The 23205-nt window shown below is 57.2% G+C and carries 25 protein-coding genes and 4 pseudogenes; 15 read left to right on the top strand and 14 right to left on the bottom strand.

Features of this window, described 5'->3' with window-relative positions; translation table 11 throughout:
* Positions 1-8: 8 nt before the first annotated feature.
* The 4 genes from J3489_RS33465 to J3489_RS33450 are packed head-to-tail and all read right to left on the bottom strand — an operon-like array spanning position 9 to position 2252.
* Positions 9-758, bottom strand: coding sequence for an SDR family oxidoreductase (locus J3489_RS33465; protein WP_207005097.1), 750 nt, complete (start codon positions 756-758; stop codon positions 9-11).
* Positions 755-955 (bottom strand): hypothetical protein, encoded by a 201-nt coding sequence (locus tag J3489_RS33460; RefSeq protein ID WP_207005096.1) that lies wholly within the window; start codon positions 953-955, stop codon positions 755-757. The genes J3489_RS33465 and J3489_RS33460 overlap by 4 nt, the downstream gene beginning before the upstream one ends.
* Positions 952-1728, bottom strand: a complete 777-nt coding sequence (locus J3489_RS33455) for an alpha/beta fold hydrolase (protein ID WP_207005095.1) — start codon at positions 1726-1728, stop codon at positions 952-954. The genes J3489_RS33460 and J3489_RS33455 overlap by 4 nt, the downstream gene beginning before the upstream one ends.
* Complete coding sequence (locus J3489_RS33450) at positions 1725-2252, bottom strand: cupin domain-containing protein (RefSeq protein WP_242540517.1); 528 nt, start codon at positions 2250-2252, stop codon at positions 1725-1727. The genes J3489_RS33455 and J3489_RS33450 overlap by 4 nt, the downstream gene beginning before the upstream one ends.
* Before the next feature lie 263 nt (positions 2253-2515).
* On the opposite strand from J3489_RS33450, the gene J3489_RS33445 reads away from it, so the two are divergent.
* The 3 genes and pseudogenes from J3489_RS33445 to J3489_RS39030 form a co-directional block, all read left to right on the top strand.
* Positions 2516-3514: a 4-hydroxyproline epimerase gene (locus J3489_RS33445; RefSeq protein ID WP_207005094.1), complete on the top strand. Its 999-nt coding sequence runs from the start codon at positions 2516-2518 to the stop codon at positions 3512-3514.
* A 25-nt stretch (positions 3515-3539) separates the two neighbouring features.
* A complete protein-coding gene (locus tag J3489_RS33440) occupies positions 3540-4280 on the top strand; it encodes a GntR family transcriptional regulator (protein WP_242540516.1) in 741 nt (246 codons plus the stop codon).
* 242 nt (positions 4281-4522) lie between these two features.
* Positions 4523-4765: pseudogene (locus tag J3489_RS39030) on the top strand (transposase); the annotation flags it as partial.
* A gap of 202 nt (positions 4766-4967) precedes the next feature.
* Here J3489_RS39030 and J3489_RS33430 read toward each other — a convergent pair.
* Positions 4968-6143: a pyridoxal phosphate-dependent aminotransferase gene (locus tag J3489_RS33430; protein WP_207005093.1), complete on the bottom strand. Its 1176-nt coding sequence runs from the start codon at positions 6141-6143 to the stop codon at positions 4968-4970.
* A 417-nt stretch (positions 6144-6560) separates the two neighbouring features.
* Between J3489_RS33430 and J3489_RS33425 the strand changes: the two genes are divergently transcribed.
* From J3489_RS33425 to J3489_RS33415, 3 genes are all read left to right on the top strand, one after another.
* The gene (locus J3489_RS33425) at positions 6561-7466 is read left to right on the top strand and encodes a dihydrodipicolinate synthase family protein (protein WP_309491466.1); all 906 of its coding nucleotides are present in this window, start codon (positions 6561-6563) and stop codon (positions 7464-7466) included.
* A 63-nt stretch (positions 7467-7529) separates the two neighbouring features.
* The gene (gene adh, locus J3489_RS33420; RefSeq protein WP_207005091.1) at positions 7530-9050 is read left to right on the top strand and encodes an aldehyde dehydrogenase; all 1521 of its coding nucleotides are present in this window, start codon (positions 7530-7532) and stop codon (positions 9048-9050) included.
* The gene (locus J3489_RS33415) at positions 9047-9424 is read left to right on the top strand and encodes a DUF779 domain-containing protein (RefSeq protein ID WP_207005090.1); all 378 of its coding nucleotides are present in this window, start codon (positions 9047-9049) and stop codon (positions 9422-9424) included. Before adh ends, J3489_RS33415 begins: the two co-directional genes overlap by 4 nt.
* A gap of 732 nt (positions 9425-10156) precedes the next feature.
* On the opposite strand, the gene J3489_RS33410 is transcribed toward J3489_RS33415, so the two are convergent.
* Complete coding sequence (locus tag J3489_RS33410; protein WP_207005089.1) at positions 10157-10732, bottom strand: TetR/AcrR family transcriptional regulator; 576 nt, start codon at positions 10730-10732, stop codon at positions 10157-10159.
* Positions 10733-11293: 561 nt separating this feature from the next.
* Between J3489_RS33410 and J3489_RS33405 the strand changes: the two genes are divergently transcribed.
* The 6 genes and pseudogenes from J3489_RS33405 to J3489_RS33385 form a co-directional block, all read left to right on the top strand.
* The gene (locus J3489_RS33405) at positions 11294-11800 is read left to right on the top strand and encodes a cysteine hydrolase family protein (protein WP_242540515.1); all 507 of its coding nucleotides are present in this window, start codon (positions 11294-11296) and stop codon (positions 11798-11800) included.
* A 41-nt stretch (positions 11801-11841) separates the two neighbouring features.
* A pseudogene (locus tag J3489_RS39095) lies at positions 11842-12057 on the top strand (IS6 family transposase); the annotation flags it as partial.
* 3 nt (positions 12058-12060) lie between these two features.
* Complete coding sequence (locus J3489_RS38110) at positions 12061-12624, top strand: DUF2000 family protein (protein ID WP_445267846.1); 564 nt, start codon at positions 12061-12063, stop codon at positions 12622-12624.
* A gap of 117 nt (positions 12625-12741) precedes the next feature.
* The gene (locus J3489_RS33395) at positions 12742-13173 is read left to right on the top strand and encodes a MarR family winged helix-turn-helix transcriptional regulator (RefSeq protein WP_207005110.1); all 432 of its coding nucleotides are present in this window, start codon (positions 12742-12744) and stop codon (positions 13171-13173) included.
* 199 nt (positions 13174-13372) lie between these two features.
* Entirely contained in the window at positions 13373-13813 is a 441-nt protein-coding gene (locus J3489_RS33390) for a tautomerase family protein (protein ID WP_242540514.1), read from the top strand.
* A 32-nt stretch (positions 13814-13845) separates the two neighbouring features.
* Positions 13846-15226 (top strand): annotated as a pseudogene (locus J3489_RS33385) (MFS transporter); the annotation flags it as partial.
* An 89-nt stretch (positions 15227-15315) separates the two neighbouring features.
* Here J3489_RS33385 and J3489_RS33380 read toward each other — a convergent pair.
* Positions 15316-16176, bottom strand: coding sequence for an AraC family transcriptional regulator (locus J3489_RS33380; RefSeq protein ID WP_207005087.1), 861 nt, complete (start codon positions 16174-16176; stop codon positions 15316-15318).
* A gap of 416 nt (positions 16177-16592) precedes the next feature.
* A pseudogene (locus J3489_RS39025) lies at positions 16593-16745 on the bottom strand (LysR family transcriptional regulator); the annotation flags it as partial.
* Positions 16746-17025: 280 nt separating this feature from the next.
* On the opposite strand from J3489_RS39025, the gene J3489_RS33370 reads away from it, so the two are divergent.
* Positions 17026-17193, top strand: coding sequence for a helix-turn-helix domain-containing protein (locus J3489_RS33370; RefSeq protein ID WP_309491465.1), 168 nt, complete (start codon positions 17026-17028; stop codon positions 17191-17193).
* A 329-nt stretch (positions 17194-17522) separates the two neighbouring features.
* On the opposite strand, the gene J3489_RS33365 is transcribed toward J3489_RS33370, so the two are convergent.
* Positions 17523-17732 (bottom strand): hypothetical protein, encoded by a 210-nt coding sequence (locus tag J3489_RS33365; RefSeq protein WP_207005086.1) that lies wholly within the window; start codon positions 17730-17732, stop codon positions 17523-17525.
* A 156-nt stretch (positions 17733-17888) separates the two neighbouring features.
* On the opposite strand from J3489_RS33365, the gene J3489_RS33360 reads away from it, so the two are divergent.
* Entirely contained in the window at positions 17889-18047 is a 159-nt protein-coding gene (locus J3489_RS33360; protein ID WP_207005085.1) for a hypothetical protein, read from the top strand.
* A gap of 47 nt (positions 18048-18094) precedes the next feature.
* Here the strand turns inward: J3489_RS33360 and J3489_RS33355 are convergent, their stop codons facing one another.
* From J3489_RS33355 to J3489_RS33345, 3 genes are all read right to left on the bottom strand, one after another.
* Positions 18095-18658, bottom strand: coding sequence for a DUF4142 domain-containing protein (locus J3489_RS33355; RefSeq protein WP_207005084.1), 564 nt, complete (start codon positions 18656-18658; stop codon positions 18095-18097).
* A gap of 411 nt (positions 18659-19069) precedes the next feature.
* Positions 19070-19342 (bottom strand): hypothetical protein, encoded by a 273-nt coding sequence (locus J3489_RS33350; RefSeq protein ID WP_207005083.1) that lies wholly within the window; start codon positions 19340-19342, stop codon positions 19070-19072.
* Between the two features lie 298 nt (positions 19343-19640).
* The gene (locus J3489_RS33345; RefSeq protein ID WP_207005082.1) at positions 19641-21008 is read right to left on the bottom strand and encodes an LLM class flavin-dependent oxidoreductase; all 1368 of its coding nucleotides are present in this window, start codon (positions 21006-21008) and stop codon (positions 19641-19643) included.
* A gap of 17 nt (positions 21009-21025) precedes the next feature.
* Between J3489_RS33345 and J3489_RS33340 the strand changes: the two genes are divergently transcribed.
* Positions 21026-21385: an enoyl-CoA hydratase-related protein gene (locus J3489_RS33340; protein ID WP_207005081.1), complete on the top strand. Its 360-nt coding sequence runs from the start codon at positions 21026-21028 to the stop codon at positions 21383-21385.
* A gap of 80 nt (positions 21386-21465) precedes the next feature.
* Here J3489_RS33340 and merB read toward each other — a convergent pair whose 3' ends face one another.
* Positions 21466-22155 carry an organomercurial lyase gene (gene merB / locus J3489_RS33335; protein ID WP_207005080.1) on the bottom strand — a complete coding sequence of 230 codons (690 nt, stop codon included), beginning with the start codon at positions 22153-22155 and terminating at the stop codon, positions 21466-21468.
* Positions 22156-22272: 117 nt separating this feature from the next.
* Positions 22273-23205 (bottom strand): pyridoxal-phosphate dependent enzyme (locus J3489_RS33330; protein WP_207005079.1); only part of this gene is annotated, 933 nt, incomplete at its 5' end.

Raw genomic sequence — 23205 nt, 5'->3', positions numbered from 1 at the left:
CGGCAAGCTCAGCGTGCGGTGTACCCGCCATCGATCGTGAATTCCGCCCCGGTTGCAAACGACGCTTCGTCGCTCGCCAGCCACGCGATCATGAACGCGATCTCCGCCGGTGTTCCCATCCGATTCAGGGGCGAACGGGCTTTGAGCGCGGTAAGGAAGCCTTCTTTGTTGCTGGATTGTTCTAGCATCTTGTCGTAGTAGTTGGTCCAGATCACGCCCGGAGCGACGCTGTTTACGCGGATATTATCCGCTGCATGGTCCAGTGCCATTGCGCGAGTCAATGCGCTAACCGCCCCCTTAGAGGCCACGTAAGATGCGCGGTCCGCTATGCCAACGGTCGCAATGGTCGACGACACGTTGATGATTGCCCCCCCACCCTGCTTCTGCATGACGGGAATGACGTGTTTCGAACAAAGAAACACGCTATTCACATTGAGCCCAATGATGCTATTCCAGTCGTCCTCCGCTGTCGTGACAACGGTGCCAAGCATGCCGCGGCCGGCATTGTTCACAAGAACGTCGATGCGATCAAACGCCTTCTGAGTATGCCGCACCATAGTCGCGATCGCATCTGATTGCGTAACATCGGCTTGGAATGCAATTGCAGCGGGCAGTTCGTCGGCCACGGCAGAAGCGGCCTTTCCATCCAAATCCACGAGCACCACTTTGGCGCCTTCGCTAGCGAGTGCGCGCGCAGTGGCCGCGCCAATACCGGCACCAGCGCCCGTGACGATCGCTACCTTGTCTTTGAGTCTCATTCGGAAAGCTCCATCTGTAGGCCCTTGAGCCGTTCTATACTGGACAACTGCACATACAGTCCAGTCAGAAATTCCGGCGCTTCGCGCGTATCGAACGACGCGATCTCGAAGGAGTCGTCGCGCCGAAGCGCGTCGGCAAAGCTGGACCCGATCGCGACTTCACCAATGACCGAGACCCTGAGTTTGCCTGTAGTCATACGTGCCCCATGAAATTGCGTACCGTCTCGACGTACTGTTGGGCGTTAGTTATCGGGAAGAAATGCCCGCCGGTCACGTTCACGAGTTGAGCGCCCGCGACAAGCGATGCGAGATCTTTTGAATGTTCGAAGGGCACCACTGCATCGTCGATTGCGCCTACCACGAGTGTCCTGATCGACAGTTCCGAGAGCTCGTCTGCTCTCGAGTAGGCCAACAGCATGTCGATCCGGGAGATCGTTGCTTCGTCATGCGTGTGCGGATCGCTCAGGTCGGGCGCTGCGTCACTAGCGATCGTCTCGTTGTATGTGTCGTTCGGATACGCGAGCAGACCGGACAGGAGCGAGTAAGCGCGACTACCCAAGGTCTGGAGCATATGGCGTCTCAGCAACATCAGGTCGCGAAAACGCCGGTCGGCTTTTGCCCAACCGGCACTCAGGACGAGTCCGTCGCAACGCTGCCTGTTGTCCAGCGCCAGGGTCTGCGCAACCAGGCTTCCAGTCGCATGACCGGCTACGACGGCTTTCTTGACATGACATAGGTCCATCACATCCGTCGCCGCCCGGGCGATGGCTGGGATACTGTGGCTCTGGACAGGCGCACTTTCGCCGACGCCCGGGTAGTCGAAGGTGATGACCTGAAATTCCGTTGCCAGACGCTCGACGGCCGCGCTCCAGAAAGAGGCGTTGCCGCCGAGCCCCGAAATCAGCAGCATCGCCGGCCCTTCACCTGTCACCTGACAAGCGATACCGGAATCGGTGACGAGAGATTTCATTGCTCGGCTCCGCTCAGTTTCGCGAAAACCGTATTGGCCTCTATTTCGGCGATGTTTTCCGGCCGCGCGAACGGCTCGGGAGTCGGCTCGCCGTGTGTTCGTAACCGGCCGATCTGCTTGAAGAAGACTTCCAGCCCGCCCGGGTTCATGATCCAGACGAAGTGCAGTTCTTCCTCATCGCTCTCGTTGATGAATGTGTGGCGGGTGCCCTTCCCGAGAAAAAGTGTGGTGCCCGGCGCCAGTTCGAAAGTCTGTTCGCCATTGATGACGACCTTGCCACGGCCACGGACGAAGTACAAAACTTCCTCGTTGTTGTCGTGCGCATGTTCGCGGACATAACACCCCTTCCCGACAGTCTGTGTGCCGACCGCGATGGGCTTGTCCATTTCAACCAGATGAGGCGCAACGTGGATGGCAACATGGCCGTTCGCCGGGATAGGCTGCCAGTAACTCTCAGCGTTTTCTGCCCGCACAAGAAGGAAGTTGCCTACCTGCTTGTCGGCGGGTGGCAGTTTCATATCCATGAGGTTCTCCGTAGGGTTGGGCACTCGCCCAGCGAGGCAAGTGTCGTTTCATGGCCAAAATATAAAGGATCCAATATCCTCTACGTTATATTTTGACTATTATTATTTATTTATTATAGCTGTTGTCTATCAATAATGAAGATTTATGCACGCGCGTGGTGCGTCATCGCACGTGTTGCGCGCAAACGATGCCTGCACGGAGCGAATTCGCAATCCGCTTGGATCCAATATAATGGCTTCGTCGCCCACTACGGAGTGCTGGAATGAAGTCAGTTTTCGCATGCATCGATGGTCACACCTGCGGAGAGCCGATTCGCGTCGTCACATCCGGCGCACCATCGCTAGAGGGCGCCTCAATGATTGAAAAAAGAGCGCACTTCGAACGCGAGTTCGACTGGATTCGCACGGCGCTTATGTTCGAACCCCGCGGTCACGATGCCATGTCGGGAGCCATCCTCTATCCTCCCACCCGTCCGGACTGCGATATCGCAATCCTCTACATTGAAGTAAGTGGTTGCTTGGCGATGTGTGGCCACGGAACCATCGGTGCTGTAACTATCGGATTAGAGAACGGATTTATCACTCCTAAGACGCCCGGGGTCGTTCGTGTCGAGACGCCCGCAGGCTTGGTCGAGGCACGATACGAACTCAAGGACGGCAACGTCGAGGAGGTCACGCTTACGAACGTTCCGTCATTCCTTTTTATGAGAAACGGAACCGTCGACGTTCCTGGGTTCGGTCCTATCACGTTCGATGTTGGATATGGCGGGAACTTCTACGCGATCATCGAGCCCCAGCCCTCCTACGACGACCTTGAGCAATTGACGACGGAGGAGATCCGTCGTTTCAGTCCATTGCTGCGCTCCCTCGCCAACGAAAAGTACAATTTCGTTCACCCGCTTCATCCGGAGATCAGGGGCCTTAGCCACGTCATGTGGACAGGCCGCCCGAAGACGCCGAACGCCACTTATCGGAATGCAGTTTTCTACGGCGCTCGGGGGATCGATCGGTCGCCTTGTGGCACCGGCACATCGGCTCGGGCGGCGCAACTGGTGGCGCGTGGCCGCCTGGCGGTAGGAAGCTCGTTCGTGCACGAAAGCATCATTGGCAGCACCTTCCGCGCGAGGGCCGCAAGCACAGCGTCAGTGGGGCATTTTGAGGCAATCGTCCCGGAGATTACGGGTTGGGCCCGTACGACGGGCTACAATCAGCTGGTCGTGGATCCTCGGGACCCATACGCCCACGGTTTCCAGCTACCTTAACGAGGACCGGGTGCGGTTTTCTTCCATGCAATCTGCCAACTCAATGCCTCAATCTCTTATGAACTCAGAGTCACCTGTCTTTGGATTGAGTTCCAGCGTTACGTCATCGAGAGCGGACAACGGCGGTGAACGGATCAAGCGGGCGACTGTCGTCGATCTGGTAGTCGAGTCGCTCCGTAATCGAATCCTGTCCGGTGAGCTGGCGGCTGGCGAACCCTTGCGTCAGGAAGCTTTGGCCGAGAAGTTAGGAGTGAGCCGCATTCCCGTGCGTGAAGCCATCAATCGACTGGAAGCCGAGGGCTTTGTGACGGTAGTTCCTCATAAGGGGGCGTTCGTCACGCATATGTCAGATGAGGAGGTGACCGAAGCCTTCAACATCCGACTGCGGATGGAGCCTTGGCTTTTCGCTAAGGCAATTGGGAATACGTCCGCGCAGGACGTCGCTTACGCTCGTCGGTTTCTCATTCCGGACATGTCGAAAATTTCGGCATCCGATTGGGGCAAGTTGAACTGGAAGTTCCACGAGGCGTTGTACATGCCTGCCCGGCAGCCATTGACGCTCAACATCATTCAGCGGTTGCACGAGCTGATAGATCGTTATTTCCGCTTCCAGGTGTCGAACCTCGACATCCGCGAAAACTCATATGACGAACATCGCATGCTAGTCGAAGCCGCTGAATCTGGGCAGGTCCAGTATGGCGTGAAATTACTCGAAAATCACATTCGACTCGCGGCGGATCAAATCAGGTCCGTGCTCCCTCGTTAAATCGTCTAGTCGTTTGCCTGTTCCGCTTGACCGCGCCGGCGTTCAGCCATACGACACCCCAAGCGATGTTTCCTATCGAATGCGCAGCGCCAGGTAGCCATCGCCTTCGCACTTTGGCCTACCCAATAGTGCGCGTTTTCATGTACCTCCTCGATTATCGAACGCGCCGGTGCTGCCTCAACGGTTCGGCCGGCGCGCGCTCGATCTTCTTCGCGCCGCGCGCTTCGAGGTCCAACGTCCGGATTCCGGTGAAAATGCCGAAGGTTCGCGATCGGTCAGGGTCAGACGTGAAGTTCAATTCAGCGATCGTACCGCCGTATGTGCGGAAGTCGCCGCGCGTGCGTGCGGCGCTGCCGTGGCTATATCTGAAAGGCACTTCAACCGGCGACATGAGCGAGGCGCCGAGCGTGCTGCTGGGCGAGGACGCCAAAGGCTTGTCGGCGAACGTGGTAAGTCGTCTGAAGGCGCAATCGGCCGACGAGCACTTCGGGGACGGCGAACCAGTGCGAGGCGATCAACCGGTTCAGCAGAAACTCGCCGCTTGACATCGCCGTCCATCAAGCTGCCCATACACCACTCTTGACCTTAGCTCTCTGCGATCCGTCACAATTACCCTTAGAGATCACACACGGGGTTTTCGCCGAACGAGAGTCCTTCTCGGTGGCGAAAACCTCGATCTTTCGCCATTCAGGCTACCGGTGGCCGGTTGTTCACCTTAAGCCATGCCTCTAGCCGACGGGCGCCCTCAACCAGTCGTCCAATGTCCTTTGAAGCGAAACACCACCGCAACCAGCCCTTCGCCTCCGGTGTGAACGCCTCTCCGGGCGCCAAGCCCAAACCCACTTCGGCAACCAGGCGCTTGGCGACGGTCACTGAGTCATCGAAGCCATCAAGTTTGAAGAAGGCATACATGCCGCCTCGCGCAGGAGAGATGTGCACGCCGTCCAGCGCGGCTAGCAACGGCACAAGCGTGTCACGGCATTTCTTGAAATGTGCAACGATGCTGGGCGTGATCTGCTCACGATGCGCGAGCGCAGCGATGGCGGCGCGTTGTGTGAACACGCTGGCGCAGGACGTGTTGTACTCAATCAGCTTGCCCATCGCATCGGTCAAGGACGCGGGCACAACGAGCCAACCTAGGCGCCAACCTGTCATGAGAAAACTTTTCGAAAAGCTGTGCGCGACGATCAGGCGCTCGTCGGGCGCTGCGATATCGAGAAAGCTTGGCGCGCATCTGTTGGGGGTTGCGTCGAAATACAGCCGCTCGTAGACCTCGTCGGCCAGCAACCAGGTGCCGGTAGCGCGGCAATGATCGAGGATCCGTTGCTGCTCGCCGCGAGTCAGCGTCCAGCCCGTCGGGTTATTGGGTGAGTTAATCATCAACAACCGAGTTTTGGCCGTAACCGCGGTCAGCAAACCCTGCATGTCCAGCGTCCAGGCACCGTCGATCGGTTTAAGCGACACGCAGCGTACCCTAGCGCCCATGATCGCCGGTTGGGCGACGAGGTTCGGCCAGACGGGTGTTACCACGACTACTTCGTCGCCGGCGTCAACGAGCGCCTGTACAGCCAGCATTAACCCGTTGACGCCGGCCGAGGTGACGACGATGCGGTCAACACCAACGGCGGGATGGAGCTCACCGGTATATTCCGCTATCGCCTCTCGCAACTCAGGCAAGCCGATATTGTGCGCATAGAACGTCTCGCCGCGCTCCAGCGATTCGATTGCCGCACGGCGGATGACCTCAGGCGTGACTTCATCGCTCTCACCAAGCCAAAATGCGAGCACATCACCGCGCCCAAGTCCAGCATTCACAATCTCGCGGATCTTCGAGCCCTGAAGATCGGCAATCGCTTCGCGCATTTGTTCTACCTCCTATGTAGATATAGGTTGACCAGACAATCCAGCACTTTCGACGGCCGTCCGGTCTGGCCAGGCAAACCAGACCGCTCGGCGAATTTGTTCGGCTTTATCGACTCGAAGTCGACCGCTCGCCCCCGAGCCATACTTGGCCCTCGTAGTCTCGCGCCAAGCAATTTCTTCCGCTAGAACAATATTGCGTATAAAGGGAGATCCCTTACCGCGCCGGCTAGCGGTGGCAGTTTCAGTGGAATTGGACACCCTTTTGCGCGAATTCATTCTGACACCGCGCTCATGAGAACAACGCGGCTGGCGACCGCGATATTGCGCAATATTGTTCTAGCGCAGAAAGTCGGCCCACGACAGACTGTTAAAACTAATGCTTCAGGAAGGTCCTTTCATTCTGATGGAGTCAACACGGTGGACAAGCTAAAGCTCCTCGCGGCAGTCTTTACGCCCTTCGATGACAAGGGTTTTCTTAACCTCGAGGTAATCCGCGTGCAAGCGCAGCGCTTGATCGACGACGATGTCGATGGCGCCTTCGTATGCGGAACTACGGGCGAAGGCATGTCCATGACCATCGATGAACGCAAGGCGGTGGCTGCGAAGTGGATGGATGAGGCGGGCAAAAAGCTTCAGATTCTGGTACATGTCGGTCACGCCTGCCTTGCCGACGCACGAGATCTGGCTGCCCACGCGCAGGCGATTGGTGCAGCCGGCATAGCTGCCGTTCCCCCGTTCTTCCTGAAACCGGTGAATGCGGAAGATGTAGCTGCATGTATGGTGAAGGTGGCTGAGGCGGCTCCCCACTTGCCGTTCTACTATTACCACGTTCCGATGGCAACGGGCATCAACATACCCGCAAGCGAAGTCGTTGCACGCCTCGACGGGGTGATTCCAAACTTCGCCGGAGTGAAGTACACCGGAGACGATCTTGTCGACTTGGAGAAGATAGCAAAACTGTGTCTGCCGAAACACACCGTCTACTTCGGCCGTGACGATCTGTTGATAGACGCAATGAATCTTGGCGTGCGCGGTGCTGTCGGGATGAGCTACAACTTCGCTGGAAAGCATTTTCGCAGGCTTTTCCGAGCGTATCAGGCGGGTGACCGCGATCGCGCAGCATCCCTTCAGTCTGACGCGAAAACGATGGTCAGTCTCGCGTTTCCCCACGGTCTGGCCAACGTTCTCAAGGCGATCAGTGTGCAAGCACGGGTCAACTGCGGGCCTACGCGTCTTCCTCTGCATACGATCAGCAGCGAAGAACTTAAGGACATTCTTGAGACGTCAGGAGCCAGTGCCGCGATCGAGAGATTGCTTTCATAGGCTTTCGATACGTCACATTCCCTCGCTGCAAGCAACGTCACAACCGTTCGACAGGAGTTGCATATGGAAATGCTGGAACCAGGCAAATTTGGCACAGCGGTGCCGTTCAAGAAGCGCTACGACAACTTCATTGGCGGCAGATGGATCGCGCCGGTCGGCGGTCGGTATTTCGAAAACATCACACCAGTGACGGGCCGGGTGTTCTGTGAGATCGCCCGATCGACGGCGGAAGATATTGAATTGGCGTTGGATGCAGCGCACGCTGCAAAGGCAAGTTGGGGCCGCACATCGCCGATCGAGCGCGCCAACGTCTTGCTGAAGATTGCTGACCGCATGGAGGCAAACCTGTCGATGCTGGCTGCGGCGGAAACTTGGGATAACGGGAAACCTATTCGCGAGACTACTTTCGCGGACCTGCCGCTCGCGGTCGATCATTTCCGCTACTTCGCATCCTGCATCCGTGCACAGGAAGGCGGCATCAGCGAGATCGACAGCAAGACCTACGCGTACCATTTTCACGAGCCGCTCGGCGTCGTGGGTCAGATCATTCCGTGGAACTTTCCTCTTCTCATGGCGGTGTGGAAGGTGGCACCAGCACTGGCGGCCGGCAACTGCGTGGTGCTCAAACCCGCCGAGCAGACGCCGGCCTCGATCCTTGTGTTGATCGAACTGATTGGCGATCTGCTGCCGCCTGGTGTACTCAATGTAGTCAATGGCTTCGGCCTCGAAGCGGGCAAACCGCTTGCGTCGAATCCGCGCATCGCCAAGATTGCGTTCACGGGCGAGACGACGACTGGACGACTGATCATGCAATACGCCAGCCAGAATCTCATTCCGGTGACATTGGAATTGGGTGGCAAATCACCGAACATCTTCTTCGAAGACGTCGTATCGAGGGATGACAGCTTCCTCGACAAGGCACTCGAAGGCTTCGCGATGTTCGCGCTGAATCAAGGCGAGGTTTGCACCTGTCCGTCGCGCGCATTGGTTCAAGAGTCGATCTACGAACGTTTCATGGAAAAAGCCATCAAGCGAGTCGAAGCAATCAAGCAGGGGAACCCGATGGAGATGAGCACCATGATCGGTGCGCAGGCCTCGAATGAGCAACTCGAGAAAATCCTGTCCTACCTCGACATTGGCAAACAGGAAGGCGCCAAGACGCTTACCGGAGGCGCGCGGAACATACTCGACGGCGATCTGAAAGACGGTTACTACGTGAAGCCGACCGTGTTTCAGGGTAACAACCAGATGCGGATCTTCCAGGAAGAAATTTTTGGACCGGTAGTCTCCGTGACGACGTTCAAGGACGAGGAAGAAGCGCTGGCAATCGCCAACGACACGCTCTACGGTCTGGGTGCCGGAGTGTGGAGCCGTGACGGAAATCGTGCGTTCCGCATGGGCAGAGGAATCCAGGCGGGCCGTATCTGGACCAACTGCTACCATCAATATCCCGCACATGCGGCCTTCGGTGGATACAAAGCATCCGGGATCGGCCGCGAAAACCACAAGATGATGCTCGACCACTACCAGCAGACCAAAAACCTGCTGGTCAGCTATGACGAATCTCCGACGGGGTTCTTTTGACGCTCGACATTCGCCGTGTCATTTGTACGCCTGCGGCGGCGGAACTCATCAATGTCGTGCGCGCAAAGCACGGTCCGGTTATGTTCCACCAGTCTGGAGGCTGCTGCGATGGCAGCGCGCCGATGTGCTATCCAGCGGGAGAGCTCCAGATCGGCGACATTGACCGGCTACTAGGAGAGATCAATGGCGCACCGTTCTATATCAGTGGCCCGCAGTTCCAGTATTGGCAGCATACGCAGTTGATCATCGATGTAGTGTCCGGTACGGGCGGGATGTTCTCTCTCGAAGGACCTGAAGGGAAGCGCTTTCTGACGCGGTCGCGACTATTCACCGATGAAGAAGGACAAAAACTCGCGTCAATCGAAAAGGTCTAGCACGTAAACGGCGTCGCGCTAGCGGCGCCGACTTCCGACCTGTCACCGCGACCCGATATAGATTCTTCCTTGTTTGCATTGCTTAATGAATGTGTATGCAGCAATCGTTAGCATCCCTTATCTCGGAGTCTCCCAGGAAGCCGTTCGGCAAGATTGAGTCGCCGTTAGATGTCAAGCGAACTTCGATGCCGAGAGGCAACATGCGTGTTCCGGGGCGCTGTTGAATGATAGATACAATTGCCCAACGCAGAAAGCACACCCGCCTCATATTCGCGTGTACGATTCTGAATTTATGTGCGGCGACTGGATGTCTCCTGCTGTTCATATGTAGTTCGTGGAACACGAAAGAGCGATTCGCGCTTGCCGCAATAGTGCTCGCATCGTATTCGGGGGCTATTTCTTGTTCACGCGCTTTGCTGAAAGGCTAGTCCAAAACTGAGAATTTCCCGCACCGCTAGGGAAGTCGTTAGAAATGGCTCCCTGTTGTCGCGACCGCCTGAATACTGCAGATCGACACCATTCAAATTTAGTCGACCAGTCTGATGCGGCAGGCCTGATCAACCGAGAAAGACGGGCACGCCAAGGTCACGGGCACATACTGGAGAGCATGCGGGCTCCATTCTGACCGAAGCGCCCTCGCTTTCTTCTTCGACGCGACGTCAGGCAAACCCTTCCACCTACACGGATAGATCGTTGCCTAAAAACGTTCGAGGTAAAGCATCCCATCTGTTATCACGTCGACGACCCGACGAGCCCCCTCTCGACTTCGGCAGCCCACTTCTTGTCTCCCGTCGCCCGCGAAAGCATATTCGCACCGACCATCGCAGCGAATGCGACAACCAGTTGTTCCTCTGATAACGAGCACGAACGGTCTGTGTGAGCAATCTCCCTAAAGGTGGAGAAGAATTGCCCGACCCCTTCCCGGTATGCTTCGTTAAGCGCCGCGCTTGCATTGTGTGGCGCCGCATCCTGTCCAAGGGCTACCATCGGGCAACTTTGCTCGACTGGCTTTTTAGCAAAATAGAAAGCGACGAGGCGTTTCAACGCGCCCGCAGCGGGCTGCCTCGTTGAAATTGCCCTTGCTTTCCAATTCTGCACGGACCGCGCGAAACCGGATGAACAGGCTTCCGTGATCAAGGCCTCCTTTGACTCGAAATGATTGTAGAAGCCGCCCTGTGTCAGGCCTGCGCGCGCCATGATCTCAGAGATACTGACGGCCCCTACACCGCCACCGCGCATTGTTGCGCCTGCTTGATCTACGATGCGCTGCCGGTTTTTGTCCGCTTGCTCGCGATTGGAACGTCCCACAAAACCACCTCCTGTTACGGCGAGAAACTGTGAAAAGCGAATCGGTCCTGTATACACGTTAAGTGTTGCCTGACCACTATTTTAGCAATGATCCGTCGTGCCTGCGCCGGTCCCGTCAGAACACATGCGCCAGGCCAGGCATCGGCACAAATCGTCGCCCCCCCCCGGCTGAACGCGTCAAGGCAGTCAACAGAACGCTGATACAGACCTCTGCGTTGACTCTGCGTGCCGCTCCTCGCGTCACGATTCCACCGTCATATTTTTCCCGACACGACGCTGCGCCAATGATTGGATATGGTGCGCTTCCGTAACCGACGTTCATCTCACCGCGCACCTTGACAGTCCCCCGGAGACGCACTTATTATACATTATGCACAACATTTATTTTGGAGCAAGGTGAAACGTCCCGGTGCGGGAGGAATCTCCATCTGATAAGGAGTCTTCGATGGTCACTTACGAGCCCAAGATTACCGCTGTGCTATGTGTGGATCTGTATAACGACTTTCTAAGCGAGGGGGCAAGCTCTTTCCGTTCATCAAGGACATCGCGCGGGAAAACAACATGTTGGAGAACCTTCGCACCATCGTCCGGACTGCAAGGGAAGGAGGGATTGCGATCTATCACGTTCCACACCACCGGTGGGAGCCGGGCGATTACATCACCTGGAAGTACCCGACACCCAATCAACTCGCCTCGGCCGAACGGCAAACCTTCGCCAAAGGAACCTGGGGCGGCACCTTTCATGAAGATTTCCAGGTGCAACGCGGCGATATCGTCGCAACCGAGCACTGGGGCCCGAGCGGCTTTCCAAACACCGATCCCGACCATCAGCTTAAACGTCACGGCAAGGAAAAGATCATCCTGATCGGTCTTCTCGCAAACACCTGCCTCGAATCGACAGGACGAGTGGGTATGGAGCTGGGATATCACGTTACGCTGGTGCGCGACGCGACGTCCGCGCGGTCGCACGAAGCCCTGCACGCTGCCCATAATATCGATGGCCCTACCTATGCCCACGAGATTCTCACCACCGCCGAACTTGTGGCGGCGATCAAGAATAAGGCCTAGACGCCGTACCGTGACATTGTGACGGTATGTCAACTTCTTGGGGGCTGAACAACCGGGCGGAAAACTCCCACCAACCGACACGGGTTCGCGAGAAGGTGATGCGCTGCTTCAAGTCGGCGCGTCATTTGCAGCGTTTCGCTTTGGTCCACGATGAGGTGACCAATCTCTTCATGCACTGCCGTTACCGTACCGACGCAAAGCAAAAGCGGGCGCTACGCACCCAGACCTTCGAGTCGTGGGACGGCGTGACGTGCGCTCCGATGCTGGAGCGCTTTGCTGATTACATCAGTCATCCTAACGTCCAGTATGATCGGCCGAGCGCCGGTAAACATGTTGACGATGCTAGTGTGAAGAACGTGTATATGAAAGAAGAACAATTGGACCAGACTCAAACTTCTGTCGCATCGGATTCGCAGAAGAAGATTCTCGTTGTCCTGCGGCGCGGGTTATTACCGTGGCAGAGGCTGAATGTTGCAGCATTTACCGTCAGCGGTGTCGCCGTCAGTGATGACGCTGTCGGCGAAAGCGACAACGATGCATCGGGAAATATGTATTCGCCGATGTTTAAGGACCCAGTGCTGATATTCGGCGCAAGCAAGGAGGAGTTGCGGGGTGCGGCCCGGCACGCGCGCGAGGTACCATTCTCCGTTTTCACGGGATCTCTGCTTGGCACATTCAATGACGAAGACAACCGCAATGCGGTCCTCCGGCGCGGTTTCGAAGACCTCGACCTGGCCGGAATGGCGTTCCCGACGGAGCGAAAGACTGGAGACAAGGTGCGGTTGCCGCTTCGTCTGGTTCTCTACATCTCTCACTACCTTTGATCGACCATGCAAGAGTTAGCGAGGTTTTGACACGTATGTGTTTCTCCTATAGAATAGATGTACATACATCGAACTATTGCTGGGCTTGCACACGGAGTCCGGGTTGGCAGGTTGAAAATGTTCACCGACTGTTACTGTACGCAATTCCGGCGCTCAGCCAATGCCCTGACTGGCGTCTACGATGATGCCCTTCGTCCGGTCGGGCTCAAAATAACGCAGTTCTCGCTGTTGAGGGCCTTGGAGCGGTTGGGCGCCGCAACTTACAACGAGATCGCGGCTGAGGCGGCGCTTGACAAGACGACAATATCTCGCAATCTCAAAATCTTGATAAACGCGGGGTGGGTAGAGGCTGCCCCGGAGTCGGATGCCCGTTTCAGGGTTGCCCGATTGAGCAGGCAAGGGATCGAAAAGCTACGCAGTGCAGAACCGTACTGGATGATCGCTCAGAACCAGGTCGAAAATGAGGTCCAAAAATTTTTGAAGGGACCGACTAATAAGCGTCTGCTGCAAGCGCTCGAATCGTTGCAGCGTGTGAACGCGAGTCTCTGATTTTTTTGCGGCTTCTCATCGCGGGACTCGTCATACCGGCAAGGGGTAAACACCAGATGATGGTGCGCTGATCTACTCTATAAGATGTACCTACAACTGTTTGGTCATGCAAACAGTGCAGGTACAACTAATAGTGTTTCTGCCCTCCTTGCACAGCATTAGATGCATATACATCCGTATGATGCTTAATTTGGAGCAAATGATGCCAACATATGTCGTGTACGTCGCTGCAGATCGGCTTAGCCGTCAGGCGAAACGGGAGATCGCAAAAGGTGTTACCAGTGCGCATAGCAATGCAACCGGAGCGCAGGGCTTCTTCGCCCAAGTCATCTTCAACAAGATCGCGTCAGACGACCATTTCCTCGGTGGCAGTCCGCTGAAGTCCGACCTGATCTACGTCCACGGGAGTATTCGCGCGGGCAGAAACGCCGAACAGAAGAGACAATTGCTCGAGAGCATCGTAGACGTCGTTGTCAAGGCGGCGAACACGGAGAAGCGGTTTGTGTGGGCATATCTCTCGGAGCTACCTCCCGCGCAGATGGTCGAGTATGGGAAGGTATTGCCCGAACCAGGGACCGAGTCAAACTGGCTGGAGTCGATGTCAGCAGGCGATCGAGAATACCTGCTTAGCATCGGCTAACAACAATAGCGCTGGCGGGTGATTGGAGGAGTCTTGTTGGTCGAAAATACACCTTCCTCATCACCATCCTGTTGATGGGCGCGTCGACTTTTCTAGTCGGGGTTCTCCCTGCATATTCCACGATTGGCTTAACGGCTCCGGTTGTTTTGGTCGTTCTGCGTCTTGTTCAGGGCCTGGCGCTCGGCGGCGAATATGGCGGCGCGGCGACGTACGTGGCTGAACACACGCCTTCGCGGAGACGCGGCGCATTCACCTCCTGGATTCAGACGACGGCAACCCTTGGCTTCTTCCTTTCGTTGCTTGTGGTGCTTGGGGTCCGTCTAACCGTCGGTGAGGCTAAGTTTGGCGATTGGGGATGGCGCGTCCCCTTCATTTTCAGCATCGTCCTTGTGTCGTTGTCGGTTTGGATCCGCTTAAGCTTGCACGAGTCGCCCGTGTTTCTGCGTATGAAGGCTGAGAACGCGACGTCCAAGGCTCCGGTGAAGGAGGCTTTTGGGCAGTGGCCAAATATCAAACTCGTTCTCATCGCATTGTTCGGGGTCTGCGGGCCAATCTGTGATCTGGTACGCGGGTCAGTTCTACGCGTTATTCTTCTTGACCCAGACGCTCAAGGTCGAGGCAGTGACAGCCAACCTCCTGATTGCAGGCGCACTTGTGATCGGCACACCAATGATTTTGTTTTTTGGTGCGCTATCGGATCGAATTGGCCGCCGGCCGGTCATGCTCTCTGGTTTTCTGCTCGCCGCGTTGCTGTATTTTCCGCTGTTCCACGGCCTCACCAGATATGCAAATCCTGCGCTGGCTAGTGCGCAGGAGAGAGCTCCCGTTACTGTTGTCGCCGACCCCAATACCTGCTCCTTTCAATTCAATCCCGTGGGAACTAGTGAGTTCGTAAATTCCTGCGATATCGCCAAATCTTTCTTGGCAAAGGCTTCCGTCAACTACAACAACGTAAACGCTCCGCCGGGAACCGTAGCCTCAGTTCGTGTGGGCGATCATGTGATCGCGAGCTTCGAAGGCGCTGGACTCAGCTTGGGGGAGCGAAAGCAAAAGACGGCGGCATTTAACGCCGCATTGAGCAAACAAATCAGCGCGGTCGGATATCCCGCAAGTGCGAATCCGAAGCAGATCAATTACTTCATGGTCATGGTGATGCTGACGGGGCTCGTATTTCTCGTTGCCCTGGTCTACGGGCCGATCGCTGCAACGTTGGTTGAGCTTTTCCCAACGCGAATCAGGTACACGGCGATGTCCCTTCCGTACCATATTGGCAATGGCTGGTTCGGTGGTTTTCTACCCACGACTGCATTCGCACTGGTTGCTGCAACCGGGAACATTTATGCAGGTGTCTGGTATCCCGTGGTCATTGCCGCCCTATCCGCGATTGTCGGCTTTTTCTTTCTCCCGGAGACGAACCTGCGCAGTATCGACTCATGGCCTGCCGCGGCATCGCAGCGTGACGGACGAAGCATTTCAGAATGGGACGCTAACTGGCTAGAACGTTATTGCGCAGTGACCGCAATCGATGGCTTCTCAAGTATTAATGAACCCGGCGAGTAGCCGTAGCAGCTCCTGAACTGACGTCCGAGATGGCTTTGATCCGCAAAGCCTGTCGCAGCAGCGGCCTCTGTAACGCTGGCACCTCGAATAATCAGATTGCGAGCCCGTGCTAGCCGTAAAACCTGTTGATAGCGATGCGGAGTCAGACCATAGAGCCGGCCGAATTGTCGGCAGAAGTAATACGGTGATAACGCGGCTTCCCGCGCCAAATGGTCGAGGGAAATGGGTTGGTCCCAGTGCTCGAGCAAAAACCGCCGGGCTCGCGACAATCCTGCCTCCGCTGAGGCCGGAGGGGGATCTCCGCCAGGCGGCGTCAAATGACCATGGCGGACAATTAACGCTTCCAGCAACGCTTCGCAGGCTGCGACAACCTCTTGGGAAGACTGGTCGCTAAGCGGCAGATTCAAGGTGGCGCGCACGAACGAGGCGAGCCTCACGACGATTTCGGCAGCGGGAATGGCAGAACTGGAGAACTGGACTCTCGCGAACCCGCAGTGCCGTGCCCGTGCCTGCATCAGATCGTCCGACACGTAAATCATGACATACTGGTATGGCCGATTTCCCACGGCCTTTCCAGCATGGACATGGCCGGGGGGCAGGATAGTGAGTTCGCCTTTCCGTACCACGTTGCTCGATGTTGCCGATGGCCCATTGTCCTTCACGCCTTCGAGCACACCTCCGATGGCCCAACTGTCGTGCACATGAGGAGCGAATCGGTGCATCATGAATTGTGCATGCAGAGCCTCGATGCCGCGTGCGCCGCCCACGGCACGATATCGCGAAAATTCGTTGCTTGCCCTCATTTTCCCGTCCGTGAACCCGTCCGCATTGCTCCGTGCCTCGGCCACCTGCCTGAAGGCTTTCTCCTAGCCTCAGCGTAATAGTAAAGGTTGCTGCGCAACCTGTTGTGCACAGGCGAATCATCTTATCGTTCATCGAGTGTATATACATCTACCTAAAAGTCAAGATGCTCAGTCGAAATCCAGCCGCTAGCCGGTCGCGGTGACAGGTCGGAAATCGGCGCCGCTAACGCGACGCCGTTTCCGTGCTAGACCTTTTCGAGTGACGCGAGTTTTTGTCCTTCTTTCATCGGTGAATAGTCGCGACCGCGTCAGAAAACGCTTCCCTTCATGACCTTCCAGAGAGAACAGCTCCACGCAAGCGTCCTGCGTCGATTCTTCTGGATTGGGAAGCAAGGCGACGTCGAGTCGCTTCTGCTTCAAACGCCGAAGGAGCAGAGCCTCGTCCCGGCGCTGGTTGGCAGAACCGAGCGCCGCCCGCGATCAAGCAGGGCGACCCTCAATCCTTCCTCCAATTTCGCAATCGTCGCAGATAGCGTCGGCTGTGAAACGGCTATACGGCTAGCACCTCTTGTGAAGCTGCCAGCCTATACGGCCACCATAAACTGCCGCAACTGACAGAACTCCATGGCTTCGTAGACTATGTCGATGACGGCCTTTACTACCTCAGGCTTTGTATCCTTCGAAATATTGATTCGTACGAGCGGCATCCCTCACCCCCAGAAAAATGGGACCGTATTGGCCTGACGAGATCCGTACACCGTTGGGCGACCCTGGCGTACGGCGAGCCACCGGGATAGACTTTCTACTGTTTCGTCCAAAAGCGAATAATGCGAATGACTGACATGATTGATGGGAATGGTGATGGATGATTTGATATCGTTCGTAGCGGTCATTGAGGAAGCGTCCCTCACGAGGGCAGCAACCACGCTATGCGTGACCCAATCGGCGATTTCCAAACGGATCCGGCGTCTAAAGGGGACACTCGGAGCTGCTGTGACTTCCTCGGCGATTCTGTAAGTGGGTCATTTAGCCGGCACGACGAAACGCCAATCCACGCAGAAACGAACGAACTATATTTTGGGCGACGTCGAAGGGAGCGATAAATTGCAGGTGATAAGCAGCATCGAGGATGAGAGCGGGCTATGGTGTGTCGATTTGATCGAGCTTGCGGACGACTCGTACACATTCAAGGTGTTCCGTCGAGAGCCGGAGGACCTGGGACGTTGGTCGTTGATTGAAGATCACTCAGCTTGTCGGTACGAAAGTTATGAAATGGTGATCGGCGCTGCGAGGAACAGGGCTCCGTGGATGTGGAAAAATAATTAACTAGCGGAATCCTCGAAAACTCACCTTCCAGGACTCGTGCACACCGTCACCGGCTTGAACCGGACCTCGTCGCGGCTGTCCACGGTCGCGACACGCAGTCCGCCGCTGTTTAAGATCAGCGTGCTTGCGGGCACGCGCAAAGTGCCTTCGCGCACGGGCAGCGCGAATCGCAGCACGACGAAGCCGCCTGGCAGCAATTGATGACGGAGGTTCTCCACGATCAATTGCACGAGCGTCGTGCCCGACGCCGCGTTGACCGAATCGGCACGGCCGACGACGTTGGCGGTGAAGGGCTAGCCCGGGTAACGGCCGACGTGAGCCGCTTACGATTCACAAGACTGGTGGCGCGGACAGAATATCGACCCGCATGCCGATGTCGGACAGAGGTGGCGCCGGGAAAGCATGGCGACGCCTTCATCGAGCGTCTATACGGTCACGGTCGGACGGTTACCGATTTTCTTTGGCGCGCCGCACTGATGTGGTTCGTGCGCGATCAACGGATGGGGCGGCTCGCGCTGGCCGCGCGCGAGCACAAGAAGGCGTAGACGAGGAAACCGGTGCGTGCTGCGCACGCGCCGGCGAAAGTTGAGATTTAGCTTGCGAGATGTTTGCGTTTCGCGAGTTCCTGCGCCTTCGCGTAATCGGCCTGGATCACAGGCAACGCTTGCGTGGCAGCCTTCTTGAGACCCGCGTCGCGACCCGAAGCGATCTCGGCCTGAAAGGCCGAAAGCGTCTTTTGCTGACCGTCCAGCGCCACCTGCTCGATATACATCTTGTCGAAATCGGCGCCACGCAGATCCTTGACGCTGTCGAGCACGGCCGTTTCAGGGTCGTCGCGCGGGACATCCACGCCGCGTGGGCTCGCCGCGCGCATCGATTCTGAGAGCTTCGTATAGTCGGCGACCAGCTTTTCGGCGAAAGCCCTCACGTCGCGATCGGTCGAACGCGAGTCGGCAATGCGGGCGGCGTCGCGCTGGGTCGCTACCGTCCGGGTTCCGTCGGTGATGAATGTCTTGTCGGCGGCATGCAGTTCCTCGCCGGCTGTCGTGGCAGAAGACGCCGTAGCGGCGGGGGTCTGCGCGTGGGCGTTCAGTGCGACGGCGCAAAGGCAGGTGGCGGAAGCGGCGACGAGCGAGGCAAGCGAGAGGTGAGTCATCTGAACTCCTTTCTGCGTTATCGGTATCGATTGCACCGGCATAACCGCAGGCGGTGCGGCTGTGCGCGGGACCATCGGGCGCGGCAAGCGGGGCGCCCAACGGTCTGAGGAATTCTAGGAACTTGCCTGCACCACAGGTGAAACAATATCGTGGCTTCTGTAACGTTTGGTAAGGGGGGATGCTCGAGATTCGCGACGAATTGCCGACAACGGCGACGGGGCGATTTTGCGGCGTGAATTGCGGTGAACTCGGAAGGCTTAGGTCGAGTGCGCCGTTGAAAGGCCCCGGATCTCCGCGACGCGATCTACTGCGCTGCCGAGCCGGCGCCGCCACGCTGCACCCAAGGACGGCGGCGCTCGCCAATTCGCCGCCGGGGCCGATAACGACTTGGAAACGTCTAGGGCTTATTTTCAAGCACCAAAGTAAGTCGGTTTCATGCCGTCATTGGGGTCGGGGCGAATCGACGAACGGATCGCATGTCCCACCGAAAGAATCGAATGATCCAGTGCGCGAAGCGGATGATGTGAACCCGACGCCGATGTGTCATCCGCCACACCACCGTAGCCGGACGCACCGGAGTTCTGCACGGCGGCGCTGGTAACAGGCGCGTCCGACTGAGCAAACGAAACGGCCGGGACGGCGAGTACCGCGGCAACTGCAATGGCTTGAATGAGCGATTTCATGATGAACCTCCAGTCTTGGTTTCGCTGCGGACTGTTGTCCGGAGCAGGTGATTCCAAGTCTAGGTAAGAGGTCGCTCGTAATTAAGCACCTTGTTCACAAAGGTGAGTTGCGATTTTTAGGGTTAACCCTAAAATGCACGGGCACGGAAGGATCTGGGTGCACGATTTGGCAAGAACGCGCGGTTAGGACAAGAAGAGTGCTTTCGATATCTGCGAAGTAATGCCGGGGACCCTGTTCAACACGGAGTACCAGGAAGCCAGCGCCCCACCCTGGCCAACGTCTGACGGGCACAGCTCGTCAGGAATGAACTGCCAGGCTGTTAGACGGGCGTCCCAGGCCGAGCTTGTCGCGCAACGTGCCACTTCGATAGCTGGTTTGCGCAAGACCACGCCGTTGCAGCTCAGGCACCACACTTTGCACGAAATCAGACATATCTTCGGCCAGGACCGGGAACATCAGATTGAAGCCGTCGCACAGGCCCGCCTTGAACCACTCTTCCATGAAATCGGCAATCTCCGCTGCGGTTCCGGCCACTACCGGTGCTGCGCCAGAGTTTGTTAGTTGACGCGCAACTTCCCGGATGGTCATGTTCTGTTCTTTGAACGCTTTCAATCGCGCAAGGTTGCTGCGCTGTCCGTCGTACGTTTCCTCGTCCGGCAGATCTGGCAAAGGTCCGTCGAGTGGCACGCTCGACAGGTCGACCTGACACCAGCTCGATACGAGGTCGACACCCATGCGTTCGGGCACGAGCGATTCGAGCAGTTCACGCTTTTCTTTCGCCTCTGCTTCGGAGACTGTTAGAACGGGTTGTATGCCGGGCAGGATCTTCAGGCTGTCCGGAGCGCGACCATACCGCTTGAGACGCTCGTTCAGGTCCTTCCGGTAGGCCAGCCCTTCCTCGAGGCTGCGGCACATCGAGAAATGCAGATCGGCGTGGCACGCTGCGAGATCCCTGCCATCCCCTGACGATCCCGCCTGAACAATCACCGGATATCCCTGCGGCGGTCGAGGCACGTTGAGCGGACCGCGCACCGTGAAATGTCTCCCTGCATGCTCGATGCGATGCACCTTCGCGGTGTCGGCAAAGAGGCCAGATTTGCGGTCAAGCAGCACAGCGCCGTCTTCCCAGCTGTCCCACAATGCCTTGACGACCTCCAGGTACTCCGTAGCGCGTTCATAACGGTGTGCGTGCTCAAGCGTGGAGTCACCGCCAAAATTCATTGCCTCCTCGTTCATGCCCGAGGTCACGACATTCCATGCAGCCCGACCGTGACTCAGATGGTCGAGCGACGCGAACATGCGGGCCACGTTGTAGGGTTCACTGAATGAAGCCGACAGCGTGCTGATCAGACCGAGGTCCCGCGTGACAGCGGAAAGAGCAGACAGTAGCGTTATCGGCTCGAGGCGAGCATTGGCATAGTGGGCCACATTGCTTTCGAACGTATCCCACATCGCAACGTGATCCGCGACAAAGAGCGCATCGAGGCAGCCGGATTCTGCCAACGCGGCCAATTCACGGTAATACTGGAGGTCGAATATCTCGCCCCTTGGAGCACGCGGATGTCGCCACGACATCCGATGGTCGCCCTGCGGATTGAAGAAAAAAGCGCCAAGTATCATGTGCTCCCGATTCATACCTGCTCCATGGCTGGTTTTGATAATCATATAGCCGGCCTGCCTCCGTGCCAGTAGATACGATTACCAACGCCAAATTGACCGGCTATCAACGCGCGGCACGCGTGCTGCTGACGGGTGATGCCTTCGACGTGATAACAGCCCTGCAGATGGGACTCGTCAATCAAGTTCTGCCGGTCGAGCAAACATTCGCATTTGCGCAACAAAAGGCCGCGAAGTTGGCCGCCAAGCCGCTCGGCGCGATTGTCGAGACCAAGCGCCTTATGAAGGCCGGTGAACGCGCCGCAACGGAAGATCGAATGAATGAAGAGGCGACGATATTCGGCAAAATGGTGACGGAAGGTGCTGCCAAGGAAGCGATTGCCGCGTTTGCCGATAGGCGGAAGCCCGATTCCAGTCGATTCTGATGCCCCTCAGCTCGTGAAAAGCGTCGCGAACTATTGAGCCAAGCTGGCCGGCGGTTTCCCCGTCACGCCGGCTTCAGCGTTCAATAGTGCTTTGCTGAGGTGTCGAGGTCCCAGAAGTCGCTTACCAGACCAATCGATTGGAATATTTCCAGCGCCTGAGCCGGTGTCCATTTTTCCCAGTCCACATCGGCATGACGCGAATACCAACTCCGTGCGAGATCCGCCATCAACGTAATCGGCATGACCTCTCCTACAGGAAGCTGATGCCGTTTGGCCCAATCGACTACGTCGTCTCGCGATCGGAACGGAAGCAAGCGTGCACAAAAATGATGAATGTTGTCCCAAGCCTTGCGTGGAGGGTCCGCAAAGTGAACGAACAGGCTGGTTTGCAGCGGGACACCGTCCACAACGTCGATTTGCACCGGTTCGCTTTCGCCACCAATTCTCGTATGGATTGCCACCTTGCCTTTCACGAGCGCTGAAATACCGAGCGCGCACCACATGCACGTGGCCCACCACCCTGAGGTCGCAGCCTGGACCCAAGTGTGGGTTGGCGACGACGAGAACGGATGCGCCACCCACAGCTCGCGCCGGCCAGGGTGAAGCAATACGCCATGAGTGGCCTCAAGTCGCAATAAGCCGCTTTCAATTTCATCCACACTAGCCCCAAGCTTATGCGCCAACTGCTCGTTGGTTGGGGCATGACCTTGCTGGATGAAGGTCGTTATGATGTGGTGGTGAAGCAATGAGTCGAATCGTTGTCGGGTCATGATCTTTGCGGCAACGCCGCCCGGTATTGAGGTTTCGAGAATAAAAGAACCACATAACAAACGGAGTGACGTCGGTCCCAAAGTTCAACGCTGGAGTCTTGAAGTCCGCATTTATCGTCAGAAGTGCGAACGGTATGCATATAAGGCAGGCGTGCCGCCCGTATGAAGGAACAGAATGTTGTCAGTCGGCTTAAATCGCCGTTGTGCAACCAGGCCCAGAAGCCCGGCAAGTCCCTTGCCGCTATAGACCGGGTCAAGCAGAAGGGCTTCGCGCTGCGCGGCCAGGCGAATCGCGTCGATAGTGGGTTTGTCGGCCAGTCCGTAGTGGCCAGCCGAGTACCCGTCTTCGATGGTTATCCTTGAGCTCAGCGTGTCTCCGTCGAGTCCGGCGTCGGAGGCGAGTTCCAATAACAACTTCGTCACCCGCGCTCGGACGCCGGCAGGCTCAGCATCGATGTCGATGCCAATAACCTCGACGTCGACCCCAAGAAGCGCGAAGCCGGCGACCAAGCCGGCTTGAGTGCCTCCGGTTCCACTGGCGTGGACAACGTGGGTGATGTCGATGCCGGCAGACTCGGACTGTTGCGCGATTTCCAACGCGCAGCGCAAGTATCCCGTGGCGCCGAGCCGGTTGGCGCAACCGTACGGTATCACGTAAGGGCGCTTTCCCTCGAGTTCGAGGCGATCAGCCACCTGCTGGATAAACGCCGATTTGTCGTCACGTACGCTCATCGGCTCGTGCGTCGCACCAAACAGCCCGTCCAGGAAGATATTTCCGGTTTCCGCGTAATCGCTGTCAACCTGCGGTACCCGATCGGCAATCATGCCAAAGTGACAGGCCAAACCCAGCTTCGCGGCAGCGGCGGCGATCTGACGCACGGAATTGGATTGGACGACGCCTGCCGTCACGATGATGTCGGCTCGCGCAGCGATGACGGCCGGCATCAGATATTCGAGTGCCCGCACCTTATTGCCCCCGTTACTATCTTCATGCCCCGATAATCGGGGCTTTGGCCAGCCAGGCCCGGCATGATTCCCGCCCCCAGTCGC

The sequence above is a fragment of the Trinickia mobilis genome (genome assembly GCF_017315705.1).
In the GTDB taxonomy this organism is placed as follows: Bacteria; Pseudomonadota; Gammaproteobacteria; order Burkholderiales; family Burkholderiaceae; genus Trinickia_A; species Trinickia_A mobilis.
This window is presented reverse-complemented; position numbering and strand designations above follow the sequence as displayed.